The 15,964-nt window shown below is 56.3% G+C and carries 17 protein-coding genes; 10 read left to right on the forward strand and 7 right to left on the reverse strand.

Features of this window, described 5'->3' with window-relative positions; genetic code table 11:
• The first annotated feature begins 67 nt into the window (after positions 1–67).
• Together EQG79_RS10665 and bioB are read left to right on the forward strand one after the other, a co-directional pair.
• Complete coding sequence (locus EQG79_RS10665; protein WP_077922784.1) at positions 68–1,261, forward strand: acyltransferase family protein; 1,194 nt, start codon at positions 68–70, stop codon at positions 1,259–1,261.
• 58 nt (positions 1,262–1,319) lie between these two features.
• Entirely contained in the window at positions 1,320–2,321 is a 1,002-nt protein-coding gene (gene bioB / locus EQG79_RS10670) for a biotin synthase BioB (protein WP_077922785.1), read from the forward strand.
• Positions 2,322–2,392: 71 nt separating this feature from the next.
• Here bioB and EQG79_RS10675 read toward each other — a convergent pair whose 3' ends face one another.
• A complete protein-coding gene (locus tag EQG79_RS10675) occupies positions 2,393–3,193 on the reverse strand; it encodes a hypothetical protein (RefSeq protein ID WP_077922786.1) in 801 nt (266 codons plus the stop codon).
• Between the two features lie 154 nt (positions 3,194–3,347).
• Here EQG79_RS10675 and EQG79_RS10680 point away from each other — a divergent pair, with 154 nt between their 5' ends.
• Positions 3,348–4,124, forward strand: coding sequence for a UDP-2,3-diacylglucosamine diphosphatase (locus tag EQG79_RS10680; protein ID WP_077922787.1), 777 nt, complete (start codon positions 3,348–3,350; stop codon positions 4,122–4,124).
• A 10-nt stretch (positions 4,125–4,134) separates the two neighbouring features.
• Here EQG79_RS10680 and EQG79_RS10685 read toward each other — a convergent pair whose 3' ends face one another.
• The 4 genes from EQG79_RS10685 to EQG79_RS10700 form a co-directional block, all read right to left on the reverse strand.
• Positions 4,135–4,857: a carboxypeptidase-like regulatory domain-containing protein gene (locus EQG79_RS10685; RefSeq protein WP_077922872.1), complete on the reverse strand. Its 723-nt coding sequence runs from the start codon at positions 4,855–4,857 to the stop codon at positions 4,135–4,137.
• Between the two features lie 85 nt (positions 4,858–4,942).
• The gene (locus tag EQG79_RS10690) at positions 4,943–5,776 is read right to left on the reverse strand and encodes a phosphatidate cytidylyltransferase (protein WP_129601468.1); all 834 of its coding nucleotides are present in this window, start codon (positions 5,774–5,776) and stop codon (positions 4,943–4,945) included.
• Positions 5,757–5,975, reverse strand: coding sequence for a putative signal transducing protein (locus EQG79_RS10695; RefSeq protein WP_077922789.1), 219 nt, complete (start codon positions 5,973–5,975; stop codon positions 5,757–5,759). The genes EQG79_RS10690 and EQG79_RS10695 overlap by 20 nt, the downstream gene beginning before the upstream one ends.
• Positions 5,976–6,012: 37 nt before the next feature.
• On the reverse strand, positions 6,013–6,969 hold the full coding sequence (locus EQG79_RS10700; RefSeq protein ID WP_394343303.1) for a CPBP family intramembrane glutamic endopeptidase: 957 nt from the start codon (positions 6,967–6,969) through the stop codon (positions 6,013–6,015).
• A 139-nt stretch (positions 6,970–7,108) separates the two neighbouring features.
• Between EQG79_RS10700 and dusB the strand changes: the two genes are divergently transcribed.
• The 5 genes from dusB (at position 7,109) to frr (ending at position 11,168) form a co-directional block, all read left to right on the forward strand.
• A complete protein-coding gene (dusB, locus tag EQG79_RS10705; RefSeq protein WP_077922791.1) occupies positions 7,109–8,098 on the forward strand; it encodes a tRNA dihydrouridine synthase DusB in 990 nt (329 codons plus the stop codon).
• A 73-nt stretch (positions 8,099–8,171) separates the two neighbouring features.
• Positions 8,172–9,080 (forward strand): DMT family transporter, encoded by a 909-nt coding sequence (locus tag EQG79_RS10710; protein ID WP_129601469.1) that lies wholly within the window; start codon positions 8,172–8,174, stop codon positions 9,078–9,080.
• A 57-nt stretch (positions 9,081–9,137) separates the two neighbouring features.
• Entirely contained in the window at positions 9,138–9,635 is a 498-nt protein-coding gene (locus EQG79_RS10715) for an acetyl-CoA carboxylase biotin carboxyl carrier protein subunit (protein ID WP_129601470.1), read from the forward strand.
• A 125-nt stretch (positions 9,636–9,760) separates the two neighbouring features.
• Positions 9,761–10,483 carry a UMP kinase gene (gene pyrH / locus EQG79_RS10720; RefSeq protein WP_077922794.1) on the forward strand — a complete coding sequence of 241 codons (723 nt, stop codon included), beginning with the start codon at positions 9,761–9,763 and terminating at the stop codon, positions 10,481–10,483.
• Positions 10,484–10,607: 124 nt separating this feature from the next.
• The gene (frr, locus tag EQG79_RS10725; RefSeq protein ID WP_077922795.1) at positions 10,608–11,168 is read left to right on the forward strand and encodes a ribosome recycling factor; all 561 of its coding nucleotides are present in this window, start codon (positions 10,608–10,610) and stop codon (positions 11,166–11,168) included.
• A 111-nt stretch (positions 11,169–11,279) separates the two neighbouring features.
• On the opposite strand, the gene EQG79_RS10730 is transcribed toward frr, so the two are convergent.
• The gene (locus tag EQG79_RS10730; RefSeq protein WP_129601471.1) at positions 11,280–11,534 is read right to left on the reverse strand and encodes a hypothetical protein; all 255 of its coding nucleotides are present in this window, start codon (positions 11,532–11,534) and stop codon (positions 11,280–11,282) included.
• A gap of 136 nt (positions 11,535–11,670) precedes the next feature.
• Here EQG79_RS10730 and EQG79_RS10735 point away from each other — a divergent pair, with 136 nt between their 5' ends.
• Positions 11,671–14,259, forward strand: coding sequence for a hypothetical protein (locus tag EQG79_RS10735; RefSeq protein WP_129601472.1), 2,589 nt, complete (start codon positions 11,671–11,673; stop codon positions 14,257–14,259).
• A gap of 93 nt (positions 14,260–14,352) precedes the next feature.
• Here EQG79_RS10735 and EQG79_RS10740 read toward each other — a convergent pair whose 3' ends face one another.
• Positions 14,353–14,475 (reverse strand): 30S ribosomal protein THX, encoded by a 123-nt coding sequence (locus EQG79_RS10740; RefSeq protein ID WP_077922798.1) that lies wholly within the window; start codon positions 14,473–14,475, stop codon positions 14,353–14,355.
• 114 nt (positions 14,476–14,589) lie between these two features.
• Here EQG79_RS10740 and EQG79_RS10745 point away from each other — a divergent pair, with 114 nt between their 5' ends.
• Positions 14,590–15,963 carry an ethanolamine ammonia-lyase subunit EutB gene (locus tag EQG79_RS10745; protein ID WP_129601473.1) on the forward strand — a complete coding sequence of 458 codons (1,374 nt, stop codon included), beginning with the start codon at positions 14,590–14,592 and terminating at the stop codon, positions 15,961–15,963.
• Position 15,964: the final 1 nt, after the last annotated feature.

Raw genomic sequence — 15,964 nt, forward strand, 5'->3', positions numbered from 1 at the left:
TACCGGGACATAGTGCGTTTGGAGCCGTTGGCGCCACTTTTGGGCTGTCAACCAAACACCGATTATCATGCAACCAACTGACCCGGCCGCTCCTCCGATGGACACTTTGCCCACGCTCACTACCCGTCGATACGACCTCGACTGGCTTCGCATTATTGCTATTCTGACGTTGCTGTTCTATCATACCGGTATGATGTATGTCTCCTGGGGCTGGCATATTCAGAGTACGGAAACCAGCCGACCCTTCGAGGAGGTGATGCGGTGGCTGCACCGCTGGCGTATGCCGCTGCTGTTCTTCATTTCAGGGGCAGGTACCTATTTCGCCCTGCGCACGCGAACGGTCGGGAGTTACGCGGGAGAGCGGGTCCGGCGGTTATTTCTGCCGCTTGTCTTCGGTATGTTCGTCATCGTGCCGCCCCAGATTTACGCCGAATGGCTGTTTAGAGGTCGATTTAGCGGGAGTTATGCCGAGTTTTACCCGTATGTGTTCGAGTTTCAGCCGTACAGAGATGGTGGGTCCGGCGGAGCGTTCAGCTGGCACCACCTGTGGTTTATTGCCTATCTGTTTCTCTATGCGCTGATCAGCATTCCCGTGTTTCGGTGGCTGAAGAGCCCGGTCGGCCAGCGGTTTACGGATCGGTTCGGGCGGCTGATTAATCGGCCTGGCGGAGCTTTGTGGCTGATGGTGGGGGTTATTGCGGTTAGTCAGTACATGACCCGCCCGTTCTACCCCGATGAGACCCACGCGCTGATCGACGACTGGGCTTATTTTGTCGAGAACCTGCTGTTGTTCTGGTTTGGCTATCTGCTCATCAGCCGTCGGGAGTTCTGGTCAGTATTGACCAACCAGCGCCGAATTTTTCTGGTAGCTACCCTCGTGTTTACCGCCGTGCTGTACGGTATGCGGATGGTATTCACGAACGAGGAGATTGACACGATTTTCTGGATTGACTTCTGGTACTTTACCAACGGCATGGCCCTGATGGTAGCGTCTGTACTGGCCACGATTGCGTATGGCTACCGGTACCTAAACGTCAATAAGCCGATACTCCCCCGACTGAACGAAGCCGTTTATCCATTTTATATTCTCCACCAGACCGTAATAGTAGGAATTGGTTATTATGTGCTGACAGAAACTACACTCGGCTTGTACGATGGATTTTTGGCAATAAGTCTCTCATCATTAGTAGTTTGTCTGGTTGTATATGGGCTGCTCATTCGACCGTTCAGGCTGACCCGACTGTTGTTTGGCGTTAAATAAATTGCCCTGAACGCCCCCATCTACTACTTTTGACTACGACATAACGATTACTACCTGTATGAATGACTTCCGTACTGACTGGACACGCGCCGAAATAGCCGATATATACAATTCACCCGTGCTGGATCTGATTTACCGGGCCGCCACCGTGCATCGGCAGCATCACGATCCGCAGGAAGTACAGGTTTGCACGCTGCTGTCCGTCAAGACGGGTGGCTGCCCTGAAGATTGTGCGTATTGCCCACAGGCCGCCCGCTATCACACGAACGTGAAGGTACACAAGCTGATGGAGGTCGACGAGGTGCTGACGGCGGCTCAGCGGGCCAAAGATACGGGCAGTACCCGCTTCTGCATGGGGGCTGCCTGGCGCGAAGTACGCGACAACCGCGACTTCGATAAAGTGCTGGAAATGGTACAGGGCGTCAACCAGATGGGGTTGGAAGTATGCTGCACGCTGGGTATGCTAACCGAAACCCAGGCCCAGAAGCTGAAAGATGCCGGTCTTTACGCCTATAACCATAACCTCGATACCAGCGAAGAATTTTACGGCGACATTATCAGCACCCGTACCTACGACGATCGGCTCGATACGCTCGGTCATGCCCGTAAAGCCGGTATTTCGGTTTGTTCCGGTGGGATCATCGGCATGGGTGAGTCGCACACGGACCGGATCGGTATGCTGCATACGCTGGCCACCCTGCCCCAGCACCCCGAGTCCGTTCCGGTCAACGCGCTGGTGCCCGTAGAAGGCACACCCCTGGAAGACCAGCCCCGCGTGTCGGTTTGGGAAATGGTGCGGATGATTGCTACCGCCCGGATCATCATGCCAAAAGCCATGGTTCGTCTGTCGGCCGGCCGGGTTCGCATGACTACCGAAGAGCAGGCGCTGTGCTTCCTGGCAGGGGCCAACTCGATCTTTGCCGGCGATAAGCTGCTCACTACTCCCAACCCGGACGAAGATGCCGATCAGCAACTGTTTCAGACGCTGAACATCCGCCCGCGCAAAGCCTTCAAGGACGCATCGCAGCCGGCGGTTGTGTTCGAGCAGATTCCCGTATAAGTTAAACGGCCTATCAACAAAAAGCCCGCTACGAACTAGCGGGCTTTTTGTTGATAGGCCGTCGGCAACGGTTAGTTCGAGGAGGCTTCGACGAAGTGACTCAACACGACTTCTGCCAGTGAGGTCGCTTTCTGCTGCGAGGTAGCGGCATTGGCTTTAGTCTGCACCGTTACATTGACGATATGATTGTTGTACAGCACATGCATTGCTTTCCTGGCAGGGTCCCAAACGGCTTTGTCGCCAACACCGGGTACGGCTACGAACCGCCCCGTGCTCACGGCTGGTTTCGTGAACTGAGCGGCTACCGAAGTCACCCCCGATGTCGAGTTTGAGGAGTCGTTGCTGGCTGTCGAATCGTCGTCCATGTCGGCTTCCGCACCGCCCGCTGGCTCAGTGGCTGGCCGTTCGGCTCCCGTGCCCCGGGTTTCAGGGCCGCTGATCGGTTCCTTTTCGGCCGCCATGCCCATTTGCCCCGATACCTGGCCCGCGCCACCCTGGTACATTTTGTCGAAGATGTATTCGGCGTGGTACATGGATGGATACGGCTTTGGCCCGCCAAAGGCGACGCTAACCGTTCCGTCTTTCCACTTGAACTGACAGCCGTTCGGATAATCGAGGGTGGTCATTTCTTCGGTAAGCCCAATGTCAAACATGCCTTCGATCAGGCCCTGGTCCAGCATATTGCAGGGTTCGTCGTACCCGAACCGCTGATCGGTACTAAGCTGCCATACGCCCACTACTTCTTTAGCCAGGTTGGGGCTGCCGGTTCCGGCGGCATCATTGGCACCATCTGTATTGGATGCGTTGTCACCCTGGAAACAGGACGTCAGCAGCAAGGCCGGTAGAGACAGCCATAATAATTTCGTGCTCATAAAACGTGAGTGTAGGTTTGTTGTAAGACTAAAATTGGCTGTCCGTTGTTTACCGGTTCAAACAATTTCATGGAATCAAGCCATTGGCTCATCGGCAGCGGGTCGGTGCCGAAATGCGCCGAGTTGCGTACTTTTGTTGCCGAATTACGCCACCATGACTGACGTCGAAACGATTTTGTTGCCCCCGAACCGCTCGGTTTTTTTTGCCTCGGATTTTCACCTCGGTACCCCATCGCCCGAAAAAAGCCGGGATCGTGAACGGGCCGTCGTAACCTGGCTCGACACCATCCGCCCCCATGCCGACGTGATTTTTCTGGTAGGCGACATCTTTGATTTCTGGTTCGAGTACAAGCGCAGCATTCCGAAAGGATTTATCCGGTTGCAGGGAAAACTGGCCGAACTGACCGATGCCGGTACCCGTATCATCCTGTTTACCGGCAACCATGACATGTGGATGCAGGATTATTTTACCCAGGAAATGGGTATCCCGGTTTATCGGCAGCCGCGCCGGTACGACATCGGCGACAAACGCTTCCTGATCGGCCACGGCGACGGCCTCGGCCCCGGCGACTATACCTACAAACGACTGAAGGTGCTTTTCGAGAGCGGACTGGCCCGGCGGCTATTCCGGTACCTGCATCCCGATGTGGGCATTGGTCTGGCCCAGGCCTGGTCGCGCCGGAGCCGCATCAGCAACCAGGAGAAAGGGGAGGAGTTTATGGGTGAAGATCGCGAATGGCTGATGCACTACTGCCGCGAGGTAGAAGCGGTGCATCACCACGACTACTACATTTTTGGTCATCGGCACATACCCATGAACCTGGCCGTCAATGACCGGAGCCGCTACGTGAATCTGGGCGAATGGGTATCGGCGCGCACCTACGCCGAATTTGACGGAAACGACCTGCAACTGAAGACCTGGGCAAGCTAACAGCGGACAGTTAGTTGCCTTCCAGCAGGTCTTTCCGGGTCATGTTTTCGCGCGGAGCTTTGTTGAGCTCACTGCGCCACTCCTTGTTCTTCAGGTCTCCCCGTTTGACCGACCGGATAAAATTGGCCCAGGCAAAGGGGTTGGTAAACGAGAAGGTCGTCATGTTGTTACGTCCGTAGACCGACTCTCGCCCAAAAAATTGCTGGTTCACAAAGTTCTGGTGGTTGGCGATGGCACCCATCGGCATCGTAGCCGCCTGCCGCATAATGGCGGCCGGGTCGGTGTTGCGGGCCAGGTTGTCACGCTCCTGCTGATCGGGCAGCTTCAGGTTGACGAACGCTTCTTTAAACAGCTCTTCGGTAGCGTAGGGGTAGACCTTTACCTCGGCCAGGGTTTTGACGTCTTCCTGCAACGCTACCACCGCCGAATAGGTAAGGTCGGTCAGTCGGCGCGGAATGATGTGGTACTGGGTTTTAAAGCCAACGTAGCTGAAAATGATACTGTCGCCCGGAAAAACCGGCAGCGCAAAATAGCCGTTGGTCGCCGACAATACGCCCCGCCCGGCTTTGGGAATATAGATATAGGCACCCGGCAGCGGCTCATTGGTTTTACCGCCCGTCAGGAAGCCCGTGAATGTCACCTGGCGGTCCTGACCCTGCGCAAAGAGCGTCGTCGACGCGCCTGCAACCAGCAGCATCAGTCCAATCAGCAATACCGTCAATGACTTATTCATAGGCAAATCAGCGAAACTACAAAGTAAACGCCCAAACAGCTGGATTAGGTTTCGGACGGGTATTTTTTAAGAAAGATTAAGTTGATTAGGCAAACAGTTTCAGAAAGCTGATAATGAACGGAGCGGCCAGCAGTAGCCCGTCGAACCGATCCAGAAAGCCGCCATGACCGGGAATACTACTGCCTGAGTCTTTAATGGCAATACTGCGTTTAAACAGCGACTCGACCAGGTCGCCGTACGTACCGGTTACGACGATGATGCCACCAACGCAGTACCACTGCCAGGGTTGTAGTTCGGGGGCGTAGATGGCCAGTCCCTGCGCTACCAGAGCCGCAGCGGCAGCTCCGCCAATGGCACCCTCCCACGATTTCTTGGGTGATACGCGCTCGAACAGTTTGCGCCGACCAAAGTAGGTACCCGCGAAGTAAGCGCCGATGTCAGTGGCCCACAGCAGAAACAGACAACCCAGAATGATGGCCGGGTGGTAGGCATTACCCCGCAGCGCCAGCACAATCAGCAAGGCGAACGGCATGGCTACATAAATGATACCCAGAAAGGTGAAGCCGATGTTGGTGAACGGCTTCATATCCCGCTTTTTGTAGAGTTTGATCAAAAAGATCATCGACGAAGCCGGGCAGATCAGGAAGTAGCTGTCAGTGCCGAGCATGCCTTTCTCGATGAAATAAGCCAGCACACAGACCAGACAGCCCACTACGGTTCCGTAGGCCGTTAGGGGCTCGAATCCGTCGAGGCCGAGCAATTTATAGAACTCCCGCTGGGTAAGCGCGCTGATCAGTGTAAACAACAGAGCAAACGTCCAGTCGTCGTACCAGATCATGAAAATAATAAACGGTACCGCCACTACAGCTGCAACAACCCGCTGCTGTAGGTTCGTCAACTTAGCTAAACGTTGCTTCATTCTCGATAATTACTTTGGCCAGCGTAGCGTGCTGGAGCGGCACGTGTACTTCACTTTTTCCCCAGCCAATGGATGGGTAGGAACTGCTCTGACGATTGACAACGACCGCCGGAATGTCGTGTTCAGTCAGGAGCGCCTTGGCCAGTTCGGCCCGGTGGGGCAGCGGGGTACTGTATATGGATTCCCAGGTTTCGTTCATAAGATGAAGGCAGGCAGACCGCCGTATGCATGAGTAACTAGGTGTTGGGCGAAGGATGTCCCGCATTACTTCGTTTAAAGTAAGCCAATAACCCCGCCGACAGCACCAGCGACAGGATGGCGCCGATGATCGGGACGGACTGGGTACTTTCAATATCGACGGCAACGACCCGGCGCTGGTAAAGGTACACCATCAGCACCGTAAAGCCGTTATTGACAAAATGAGCCAGTATGGGCACCCACAGATTGCCCGACCAGACGTACAGATAGCCAAAGAGGGCGCCCAGCAACATGCGGGGGAAGAATCCCAGAAACTGGACGTGAATGGCGCTGAACAGGGCCGCGGCTACCCAAATGCTCAGGTGTACGTTACCCGTCCAGACGGTGAGGTTGCGCTGTAAGATGCCCCGGAAGAGTGCTTCTTCGCCAATGGCCGGAATCACGCCGATGACCAGCAGGGCAATAGCAAGTTGTAGCGGGGTGTCGAACGTAGTGATGTATTTGGTGACGCCAGCCAGACTTTTCTCCTTGTCACGAATCCACTGTTCGAGCGGGGCCAGGGTTTGCGGCAGGTGCAGATTCTGGTTCCACTCGATGATGAGTCCGTTGCCAGGCATGAAGGCTATGACAATCAGAACGACGATACCCAGCCCCGTAACGGTTGCCAGCGGACGTTGGCTGAACTGGGGCCAGGTCCGGCGCTCGATCACGTACCAGTAGAGCAGGGCAGGTAGTAAAAACGTACCCAGGTGATTGACCGCCTGGAGAGCCATGATCTCGTACCAGCCGTTCGCTACCGAGGTTGGATTACCCGATAGCCGGAGCAGATACGCCTGGGCTTCGGCCGGATCAAGTCCCTTGCCCACCAGTAGCACAACGAACAGCAGCAAGGTGCTGATGACGCCCCCCAGCAGCACAAAACCAACGAGCATAATAAGCCCACCAAGGGTTGGCGATCGGGATGACGGATGGTTGGGCGAGACAATAGGTTGCATAATTCCCGTAAATTTACAGACAGAACACGGATTTACGAGGTGTCAGCTGCTATTTACCCAGGAACCAAACAAGGCTGCAAATCGTAATTCTAACCAGAAAAGGGTATCTATAGCCTTGTGGCTGAAATCAATACGTACTGTGGTTAAGATTGGTAATATAGAACTTCCGGACTTCCCGTTGCTGCTGGCCCCGATGGAAGATGTGAGCGATCCGCCGTTTCGGGCGGTATGTAAGGCCAACGGCGCCGACCTGATGTATACCGAGTTCATCTCCTCGGAAGGGCTCATTCGGGATGCGGCCAAGAGCGTGCAGAAACTGGATATTTTCGAATACGAACGGCCCATTGGTATCCAGCTGTTCGGCTCCGACATCGAAACGATGGGCGAGTGTGCCCGCATTGCTACCCGCGCCAACCCCGATCTGATCGACATCAACTACGGGTGCCCGGTCAAGAATGTTGCCTGCCGGGGCGCCGGGGCTGCGCTGCTTCAGGATATTCCGAAAATGGTGAAAATGACCGAAGCTGTTGTCAAAGCTACTCACCTGCCCGTAACGGTGAAAACCCGGCTCGGCTGGGACGATAACACCCGCAATGTAGAGGAAGTAGCCGAACGATTGCAGGATATCGGCATCCAGGCGCTGACCATTCACGGGCGTACGCGGGTGCAGATGTACAAAGGAAGCGCCGACTGGACGCTCATCGGCCGCATCAAAGATAACGACCGTATCAAAATTCCGATCTTCGGCAATGGCGATATCGACACCCCCGAAAAAGCGCTCGAGTATAAGAATCGGTACGGAGTTGACGGGGTTATGATTGGGCGGGCCAGCATCGGATACCCCTGGATATTCGACGAAATCAAGCACTTTGTCCGGACCGGAGAACACCGTACCCCACCCACCATTGCGGATCGGGTAGCGGTATGTCGTCAGCACCTCGACTTCTCGATCCGCTGGAAAGGCGAGATTACGGGCCTGTTCGAGATGCGCCGGCACTACACCAATTATTTCAAGGGGCTTCCTGATTTCAAGCCTTACCGGCAGCGGCTCGTTACGACCAATACCTATCTAGAAACCCGGGCCGTACTCGACGAAGTAGCCGATCGCTACGCCGAAGCCTATGTATAACCCTCAGCGCCAGCGGGTAACCAGCCGACAAGGCTGATGCCCGCTGGCGCTGAGGCTCCTTTCCCTTACGTTCATGCCCACCGAAGAGTCTATTGTAGTAAACCAGAAACGCCCGGTTATGGCGTGGGTGTTGCTTTGTACCCTGGCGCTGGTGTGGGGCAGCTCGTTTATCCTCATCAAACGGAGTCTGGGTGCGTTTTCGCCCACGCAGGTTGCGGCTGGCCGACTGCTGTTTGCCCTGCTTTTTTTTGTGCCCTTCCTGGCCCGGCAGGCCCAGCAACCGGCCGTCAGGGCAGCTGTTCGGCCCCGGTGGTGGGCGCTGCTGGTGGCGGGAATAGTGGGGTTCGTTATTCCCGCTTTTCTGTTTGCCGAAGCGGGCGCGCATCTGAGCAGTTCGCTGTCGGGCGCGCTCAACTCGCTGAGTCCGCTGTTTACACTTATTCTGGGTGCTCTCTTCTTTGGGCAGGCGCTTCAAGTCAGGCAGGTAACCGGTATTCTGCTGGGGCTGGCCGGGTCGCTGTTACTGGTCTTTTTCAGCGCCACTGGCTCCTTTCAGATCAACGGTTACGCGCTCATGGTCATGCTGGCAACGGTCTGCTACGGCTTCAACACCAACTTTATCGGGCGTTACATCAGCCAGTTACCCGCGCTGGTCTCTACGGCCTGGCTGTTTGCGTTCATCGGGCCGATTGCGGTGCTGATCCTGTTGCCGACCGACTTCCTGTCGCGCGCGTTCGATCCCACTCATACCACCTCGCTGGTAGCCCTGATTATTCTCGGGGTGCTCGGGTCGGGCCTGATGTCGGTGTTTTTTAACCGCATCATGCAGCTGGCTTCCCCTTTGTTTGCGGCCTCGGTAACCTACCTGATCCCGATCGTGGCGCTGCTGTGGGGCGTACTCGACGGCGAGCGAATCTATGCCGTACAGTTTGCTGGCATGGGGATCTGCCTGCTCGGAATTTGGTTGGTGAATCGAAACTGAGTTACTTGTGATCGATTTTCGTTCGGGTTATCCAACGCCCTTACCAAACCATAACCCATGTACCAGACAACCCTCGATCAACAACCGGCTACCATCGATTTTTCAGCAACGGGCCCGGTGCTCAACGGCGAGCCTTTCAGCTGGGACCTGGTCCGACTTACGGATCGTACCCTGCATATCCTCTACCAGGACCGTTCCTACAATGCCGAAGTGCTGGAGCTGAACGCGGCTGCTAAAACCGTTGTCCTGAAAATAAACGGGCGTATTCATACCATTCAGCTGAAAGACCGCTTCGACCTCCTGCTCGAAAAAATGGGCATGAGCAGCGCAGTCGCGGCCAAAATCGGCGACCTGAAAGCACCGATGCCGGGTCTGATCGTAGGCATCACGGTAGCGGTGGGGGCCACTGTGCAGAAAGGAGATACGGTGCTGATTCTGGAAGCCATGAAGATGGAAAACACAATAAAAGCGCCCGCCGAGGCCACCGTGAAAGCCATTCGTGTTCAGAAAGGAGACCGCGTCGAAAAAGGACAGGTACTGATCGAGTTCGGTTAGCCAAAGCGGGTTTTCGGCCGGGCTTTTGACGGGTTTACCGACTTTTCGTTTGCTGCTTTCCTCGGCTCCATCCTTCCTGCCTTCTCCTTTTTTCCCTATCTTTGCCCCCGCAAAAATCACCCCGCATGACATCAACGAAGTACAAACGAATTCTGCTCAAATTAAGCGGAGAGGCTTTGGCCGGTCCCAGCGGTTACAACATCGACCCTGCCGTACTGGAGCAATACAGTAAAGAAATCAAACAGGTTGTCGATCTGGGTGTGCAGGTCGCCATAGTCATCGGCGGAGGCAACATCTTCCGGGGCGTATCGGGCGAGCGGTCTGGTATCGACCGGGTGCAGGGCGACTACATGGGTATGCTGGCTACGGTTATCAATGCCATGGCTATCCAGAGCTCCCTCGAAAAACACGGGATGTATACCCGCGTCATGTCGGCGATCAAGATGGAGCAGGTGTGCGAACCCTACGTACGTCGGCGCGCTGTGCGGCATCTCGAAAAAGGGCGGGTTGTGATCTTCGGGGCCGGTACCGGAAGTCCGTACTTCACTACCGATACCACCGCCAGCCTGCGGGCTATCGAGGTAGAGGCAGACGTGGTGCTGAAGGGAACCAAGGTAGACGGTGTCTATACGGCCGACCCGATGAAAGACAAAACGGCTACCCGGTATACCACCATTTCGTTCGAGGACGTTTACGAGAAGAAACTGAACGTCATGGACCTGACCGCTTTCACCCTCTGTCAGGAGAATAACCTGCCCATCATTGTTTTCAACATGAATGAGGCCGGTAGTCTGCTCCGGGTCATCCAGGGCGATAGCGATACGGGCACGCTGGTGACGTCGAACTAAGTAGCCCGGGGTTTGTTTTGCCGGTTCTGGTGAGCCAATGCCTGCATACATAGCGGCTGCGTTAGCCCTGCGTTATCGCTGCTGGTTAAAACGGTACACTGAATACAGTAAACTGTAAAAAAGAATGGAAGAGATCGAGCTATTTCTCGACGATGCAAAAGACACGATGGAGAAGGCGCTGAAGCACCTGGCCATTGAACTGACAAAAATTCGTGCCGGTAAGGCCAGTGCTCAGATGCTCGACGGTATACAGGTCGAGTACTACGGGATGATGTCGCCCCTGAATCAGGTGGCCTCCGTCAATACGCCCGACGCGCGAACCATCGTGGTGAAGCCGTTCGAGCGGAAACTCATCGGTGAAGTAGAAAAAGCAATCCGGAACTCGAACGTAGGCCTGGCCCCCAACAACGACGGGGAAATGATCCGGCTCAACGTGCCCCCCCTGACCGAAGAACGTCGGCGCGACCTGGTGAAGAAAGTAAAACAGGAGGTGGAAGTGGCCAAGGTGAACGTACGTAACATCCGCAAAGACACCAACGATGACATCCGTAAGCTGGTCAAAGAAGGCGTTTCGGAAGATGCCGTCAAGCAGGGCGAAGAGCGGGTTCAGAAACTCACCGACGCGTTTATCGCCCGCATCGAAGAGGTATTCGCGGCTAAGGAAAAAGATATTCTGATGGTATAAGCTGCCGGATGATAACCAACTGTAACCCGGTTCTACCCGTTAGAACCGGGTTTTTTTGTGCCTTGCGGAGCCAGTTGACGGAGAGGCCGGGCGGGTTCGTAGGCAATCGGGTCAGTAAATCCGGCGGATGGCTGATCGGAGGTAGTCGAGCGCGGTGCGGCTGATTAGTTGTTCATCGACATCGGCTACCCGTTCGCCCCGGTGCTGGTAGGGCCATACTTCACCCGTGAGGGCGTCGAAGGTCCCGTAGGGAATCAGCTGGTACTCCTCGTATCCCCAGTATAAAAAATCGGTCGCGTCGGCGTAGGTATCGAAACCGACCGCGTAACCAATTTCCTGTTGAGCGAAAACAACGATGTAGCGCATACCCCCCGTACGCAAAAAAGACCCGTTCGGTTGCGTGTTTGTCGGCGGAGATACCGGTTCCCCGTAACAATCCGGCGGGTGCGCCGTCCGTTTTCTGGTAAACCTGTATCTTTGGGCAGTGTACTGACTGCATTGTATGAAACAACCTACATTTTTCCAACGTTTGCGCCCACACCTGATCGCTGTGGTGGGTCTGCTGGTGCTGGCTATCATTTATTTCTCGCCGGTCATGTCGGGCAAGACCTTAAGCATGAGCGATGTACAGCAGGCGGTTGCCTCAGCCCGCGAAATTCGTGAGATCGGCCAGCAATCGGGCGAGAAACCACTCTGGACCGATGCGGTTTTCAGCGGTATGCCCGCCTATATGATCGACTTTAACTATCCCTACATATTTGTTTACAAAGCCGTTATGGGGGTTGTGGGCCTGTTGCCCAACACAGCCTCGGTTGTCTTTGTGGTCATGTTTTGCGCGTACCTGCTGCTGGTTGTGCTGGGGGCTAATGCGTGGCTGTCGGCGCTGGGGGCTATTGCCTACGGGTTCGGCACCTTCGGCATCGTCAGCCTCGAGGCCGGGCATATTTCCAAACTGTTTGCTATGGGGTTTGGGGCTGGCCTGCTGGCCGGGGTGGTACTGGCGCTTCGCGGACGATACTGGCTCGGGGCCGCCCTGACCGGACTGTTTGGCTGTATGGAGCTGGGGGCCAACCACATTCAGATTACGTACTACCTGTTCATGACCATCGGCCTGTACATACTCGTTGAAGGAATTGCCCTGGTGCAGGCGGGTAAAGGCCGGCAACTGGCTATGGGCCTGGCCACGCTGGCCCTGGCGGGTGTTCTGGCCGGTGGCAGCTTTGGCAAGCGCCTGCTCGTGCTGAATCAATACACGAAGGAAACCATTCGGGGCACGTCGGAGCTGACGGCCAAAACAACCAATCCGGACGGGAAATCGGCCGAAAGCGGAGCCCGAAACGGGCTCGACAAAGAATACGCGTTCAGCTACAGCTACGGCAAGGCCGAAACCCTCACGCTGCTGGTGCCAAATGCCTTCGGGGGCGCGTCGGGGGGCGGTCTCGGTACCGGTTCTGACTTTTACAAGGCACTCGTGAATCGGGGGCTCGACCCCGCCCAGGCGCAGCAGTTTGTGGAGCTGGGTACGCCAACCTACTGGGGCGATCAGCCGATGGTAGGAGGCCCGGCCTATGCGGGGGCGGCACTGCTGTTTCTGTTCGTGCTGGGAATGTTCGTGATCCGCAACCCCATCCGGTGGTGGCTGCTGAGTGCGGCTGGGCTTATGATTGTGCTGGCCTGGGGTAAAAACCTGGCGGCCATCAACTACCTGCTGTTCGACTACCTGCCGTACCTGAACAAATTCCGGGCTATGACCATGGCGCTTTGCCTGGCGCAGCTGTTTATCGGGATTGGAGCGGCCATGGCCCTGCAGAGCCTCGTAAGCCAGAAATGGACGTTTGCGCAACTCCGACAGCCGCTGCTGATCAGCTTTGGCCTGACCGGTGGCCTGGCGTTGATCCTGGCGCTGCTGGGCGGTACCCTGTTCAGCTTTCAGACGCCGACCGATGCCGACATGATGGCGCGCTATTTCGGCGAAGCGGGCAAAGAGTTTCTGCCCGCCCTCATCAGCGACCGGCAGGGGCTGCTCCGGAGCGATGCCTTCCGGTCGTTCATCCTGATCCTGCTGACGGCGGGTGCTGTCTGGGCGCTGATCACCGATAAAATCAAGCCCATTGTCTTTTATCCGGTGCTGCTGGCGCTGGTGATATTCGACCTGTTCGGTGTCGATAAACGCTACCTGAACAATGCCGATTTTGTGACGAAAGCACAGGCCAGTCAGGTGTTTGAACCAACACCCGCCGACGAGCAGATTTTGCAGGATAAGACGCCCGGCTTCCGGGTGTTCGACCAGACCTCCGATTTTATGAACAGCAACCGCGCGTCCTACTTCCACCGGTCCATCGGTGGGTATCACGCGGCTAAACTTCGGCGGTATCAGGAGTTGATTACGTATGCTTTCCAGCCCAATACGCTCAACATACTGAATATGCTGAACGTCAAGTACGTCATTCGGCAGGCCGAGCAGGACCCCAACAACCCGCAACAGGCGCCAACGGGGCCGGTTGTACTACCTAATCCGGAGGTGCTCGGAGCCGCCTGGTTCGTCAAAACAGTACAGACGGTAGAAGGCGCCGATGCGGAGATTGCGGCCATGAAGACCCTGAATCCACGCGACACGGCCGTGGTCGATAAGCGATTCGCTGCGCAGCTGTCGGGCCTGCCTGCCACCCTCGACCCGACCGGCAGTACAATCCGGCTTTCGAACTACCGGCCCGACAAGATGATCTACGAGGTCAATGCCGCCCGCGACGGGGTTGCCGTCTTCTCGGAAATCTACTACCGGGGTAACGAAGACTGGCAGACACTGATCGACGGGAAACCCGTTCAGCAGCTACGGGCCAACTATGTGCTGCGGGCGCTGCGCATACCGGCGGGTAAACATACGGTCGAGTTTCGGTTCGATCCGCCCGCTGCCAAAACCGGCGATACCATCGATCTCATTGCCAACGTGCTGCTGATTGCGCTGATTGGGTTTGTCATCTTCCGGGAAGGTCGCAACCGGCAGTCTGCACCGATGTCTGAACCTGAGCCAGTTGGCCCTCCGACCCCGGAGCCCGCAGCGACAAAGCCAACGAAGGCAAAAACCCGGTAGCTGCCGGACATACCCGGCCGGTAAGGTATTAAAACGATGGGTTCCGACTGTCACTACAGCGCGTAGTAACAGTCGGAACCCATTTTTCGCGTGTTAATCGACCGGTTTGGGAGCCGGTTTAGGGGCGGTCCACTTTTTGGGATGCTGCGGACGAGTGTTGCCATACGACCCCATCGAAATTTTGCCTTTCCGTGACTTCTTGTCGCCTTTTCCCATAATAATTAATTGATTTAATGTATATTACTAGTGTATGAAGCCTGGAGAAAGGTAATCCTACCCGCTGCTAATTTTGTCATCTTTACGTCCTTCGTTTTCAACCGCTGATTGCCCATGCCGTACCGACATACAGTTCGTCAGACCAGGTATGTATTCGATGATTTGCGGACGCTGCTGGCCCGCGCCACCCCCCGGCGGTCGGGCGATGAACTGGCGGGTGTAGCGGCCCGGTCGGCAGAAGAACGGGTGGCGGCTCAGATGGCCCTGGCCGACCTGCCGCTCACCACCTTTCTGGCCGAAGCTGTCGTGCCCTACGAGCAGGACGAAGTGACCCGGCTCATCATCGACTCGCACGATGCCGGGGCGTTTCAGCCGATCCGGCACCTGACCGTGGGCGGCCTGCGCGATTACCTGTTGAGCCTGACCACCGATACCGATACGCTTCGCCAGCTGCAACCGGGGTTAACCCCCGAAATGGTAGCGGCCGTCTCGAAACTGATGCGGAACCAGGATCTGATTACAGTGGCGGCCAAATGTGAGGTCATCACCCGGTTTCGGAATACCATCGGCCTGAACGGTCGACTCAGCACCCGGCTCCAGCCTAATCACCCCACCGATGATGTGCGGGGCATTGCGGCCAGCCTAGTCGATGGGCTGCTCTACGGAGCCGGAGATGCCGTAATCGGTATCAACCCCGCTACGGATCATGTGCAGACAACCATCCGGCTGCTGGATATGCTCGACAGCGTTCGGGAGCGGTTTTCTATTCCGGCACAGACCTGTGTGCTGAGCCACCTGACCACGACCCTGCAGGCGGTGGAGCAGGGCGCTCCCGTCGATCTGGCGTTTCAGAGTATTGGCGGCACCGAAGGCGTGAACGCATCCTTCGGGGTGAACCTCGGCTTATTACAGGAAGGGCTGGAGGCAACCCGTTCGCTGAAGCGCGGTACGCTCGGTCAACATGTTATGTATTTTGAAACAGGGCAGGGGAGTGCGCTATCGGCCAACGCCCACTGTGGTTTGGATCAGCAAACCGCCGAAGTCCGGGCCTATGCCGTAGCGAGGGCGTTTGAGCCGCTGCTGGTCAATTCGGTCGTTGGGTTCATTGGGCCTGAATACCTGTATGACGGCAAACAGATTATTCGCGCCGGGCTGGAGGATCATTGCTGCGGCAAACTGCTGGGCTTGCCGATGGGTGTCGATATCTGCTACACCAACCACGCGGAGGCCGACCAGGACGATATGGACACCCTGCTCACGGTACTCGGCACCGCCGGGGTAACGTTCATCATGGGCATTCCGGGCGCCGATGATGTGATGCTGCACTACCAGAGTACGAGTTTCCACGATGCGCTGTACATCCGAAAGCTGCTCAACCGCCGACCCTCGCCCGAGTTTGAACACTGGCTTATGAGCATGGGCCTGCTGAACGACCAGGGTCAACTACTACCCGCCGGCACGGGGCATCGGCTGCTGAGCGGTATGTAGC

Origin of the sequence: Spirosoma sordidisoli (assembly GCF_004138325.1) — a bacterium.
Lineage (GTDB): Bacteria > Bacteroidota > Bacteroidia > Cytophagales > Spirosomataceae > Spirosoma > Spirosoma sordidisoli.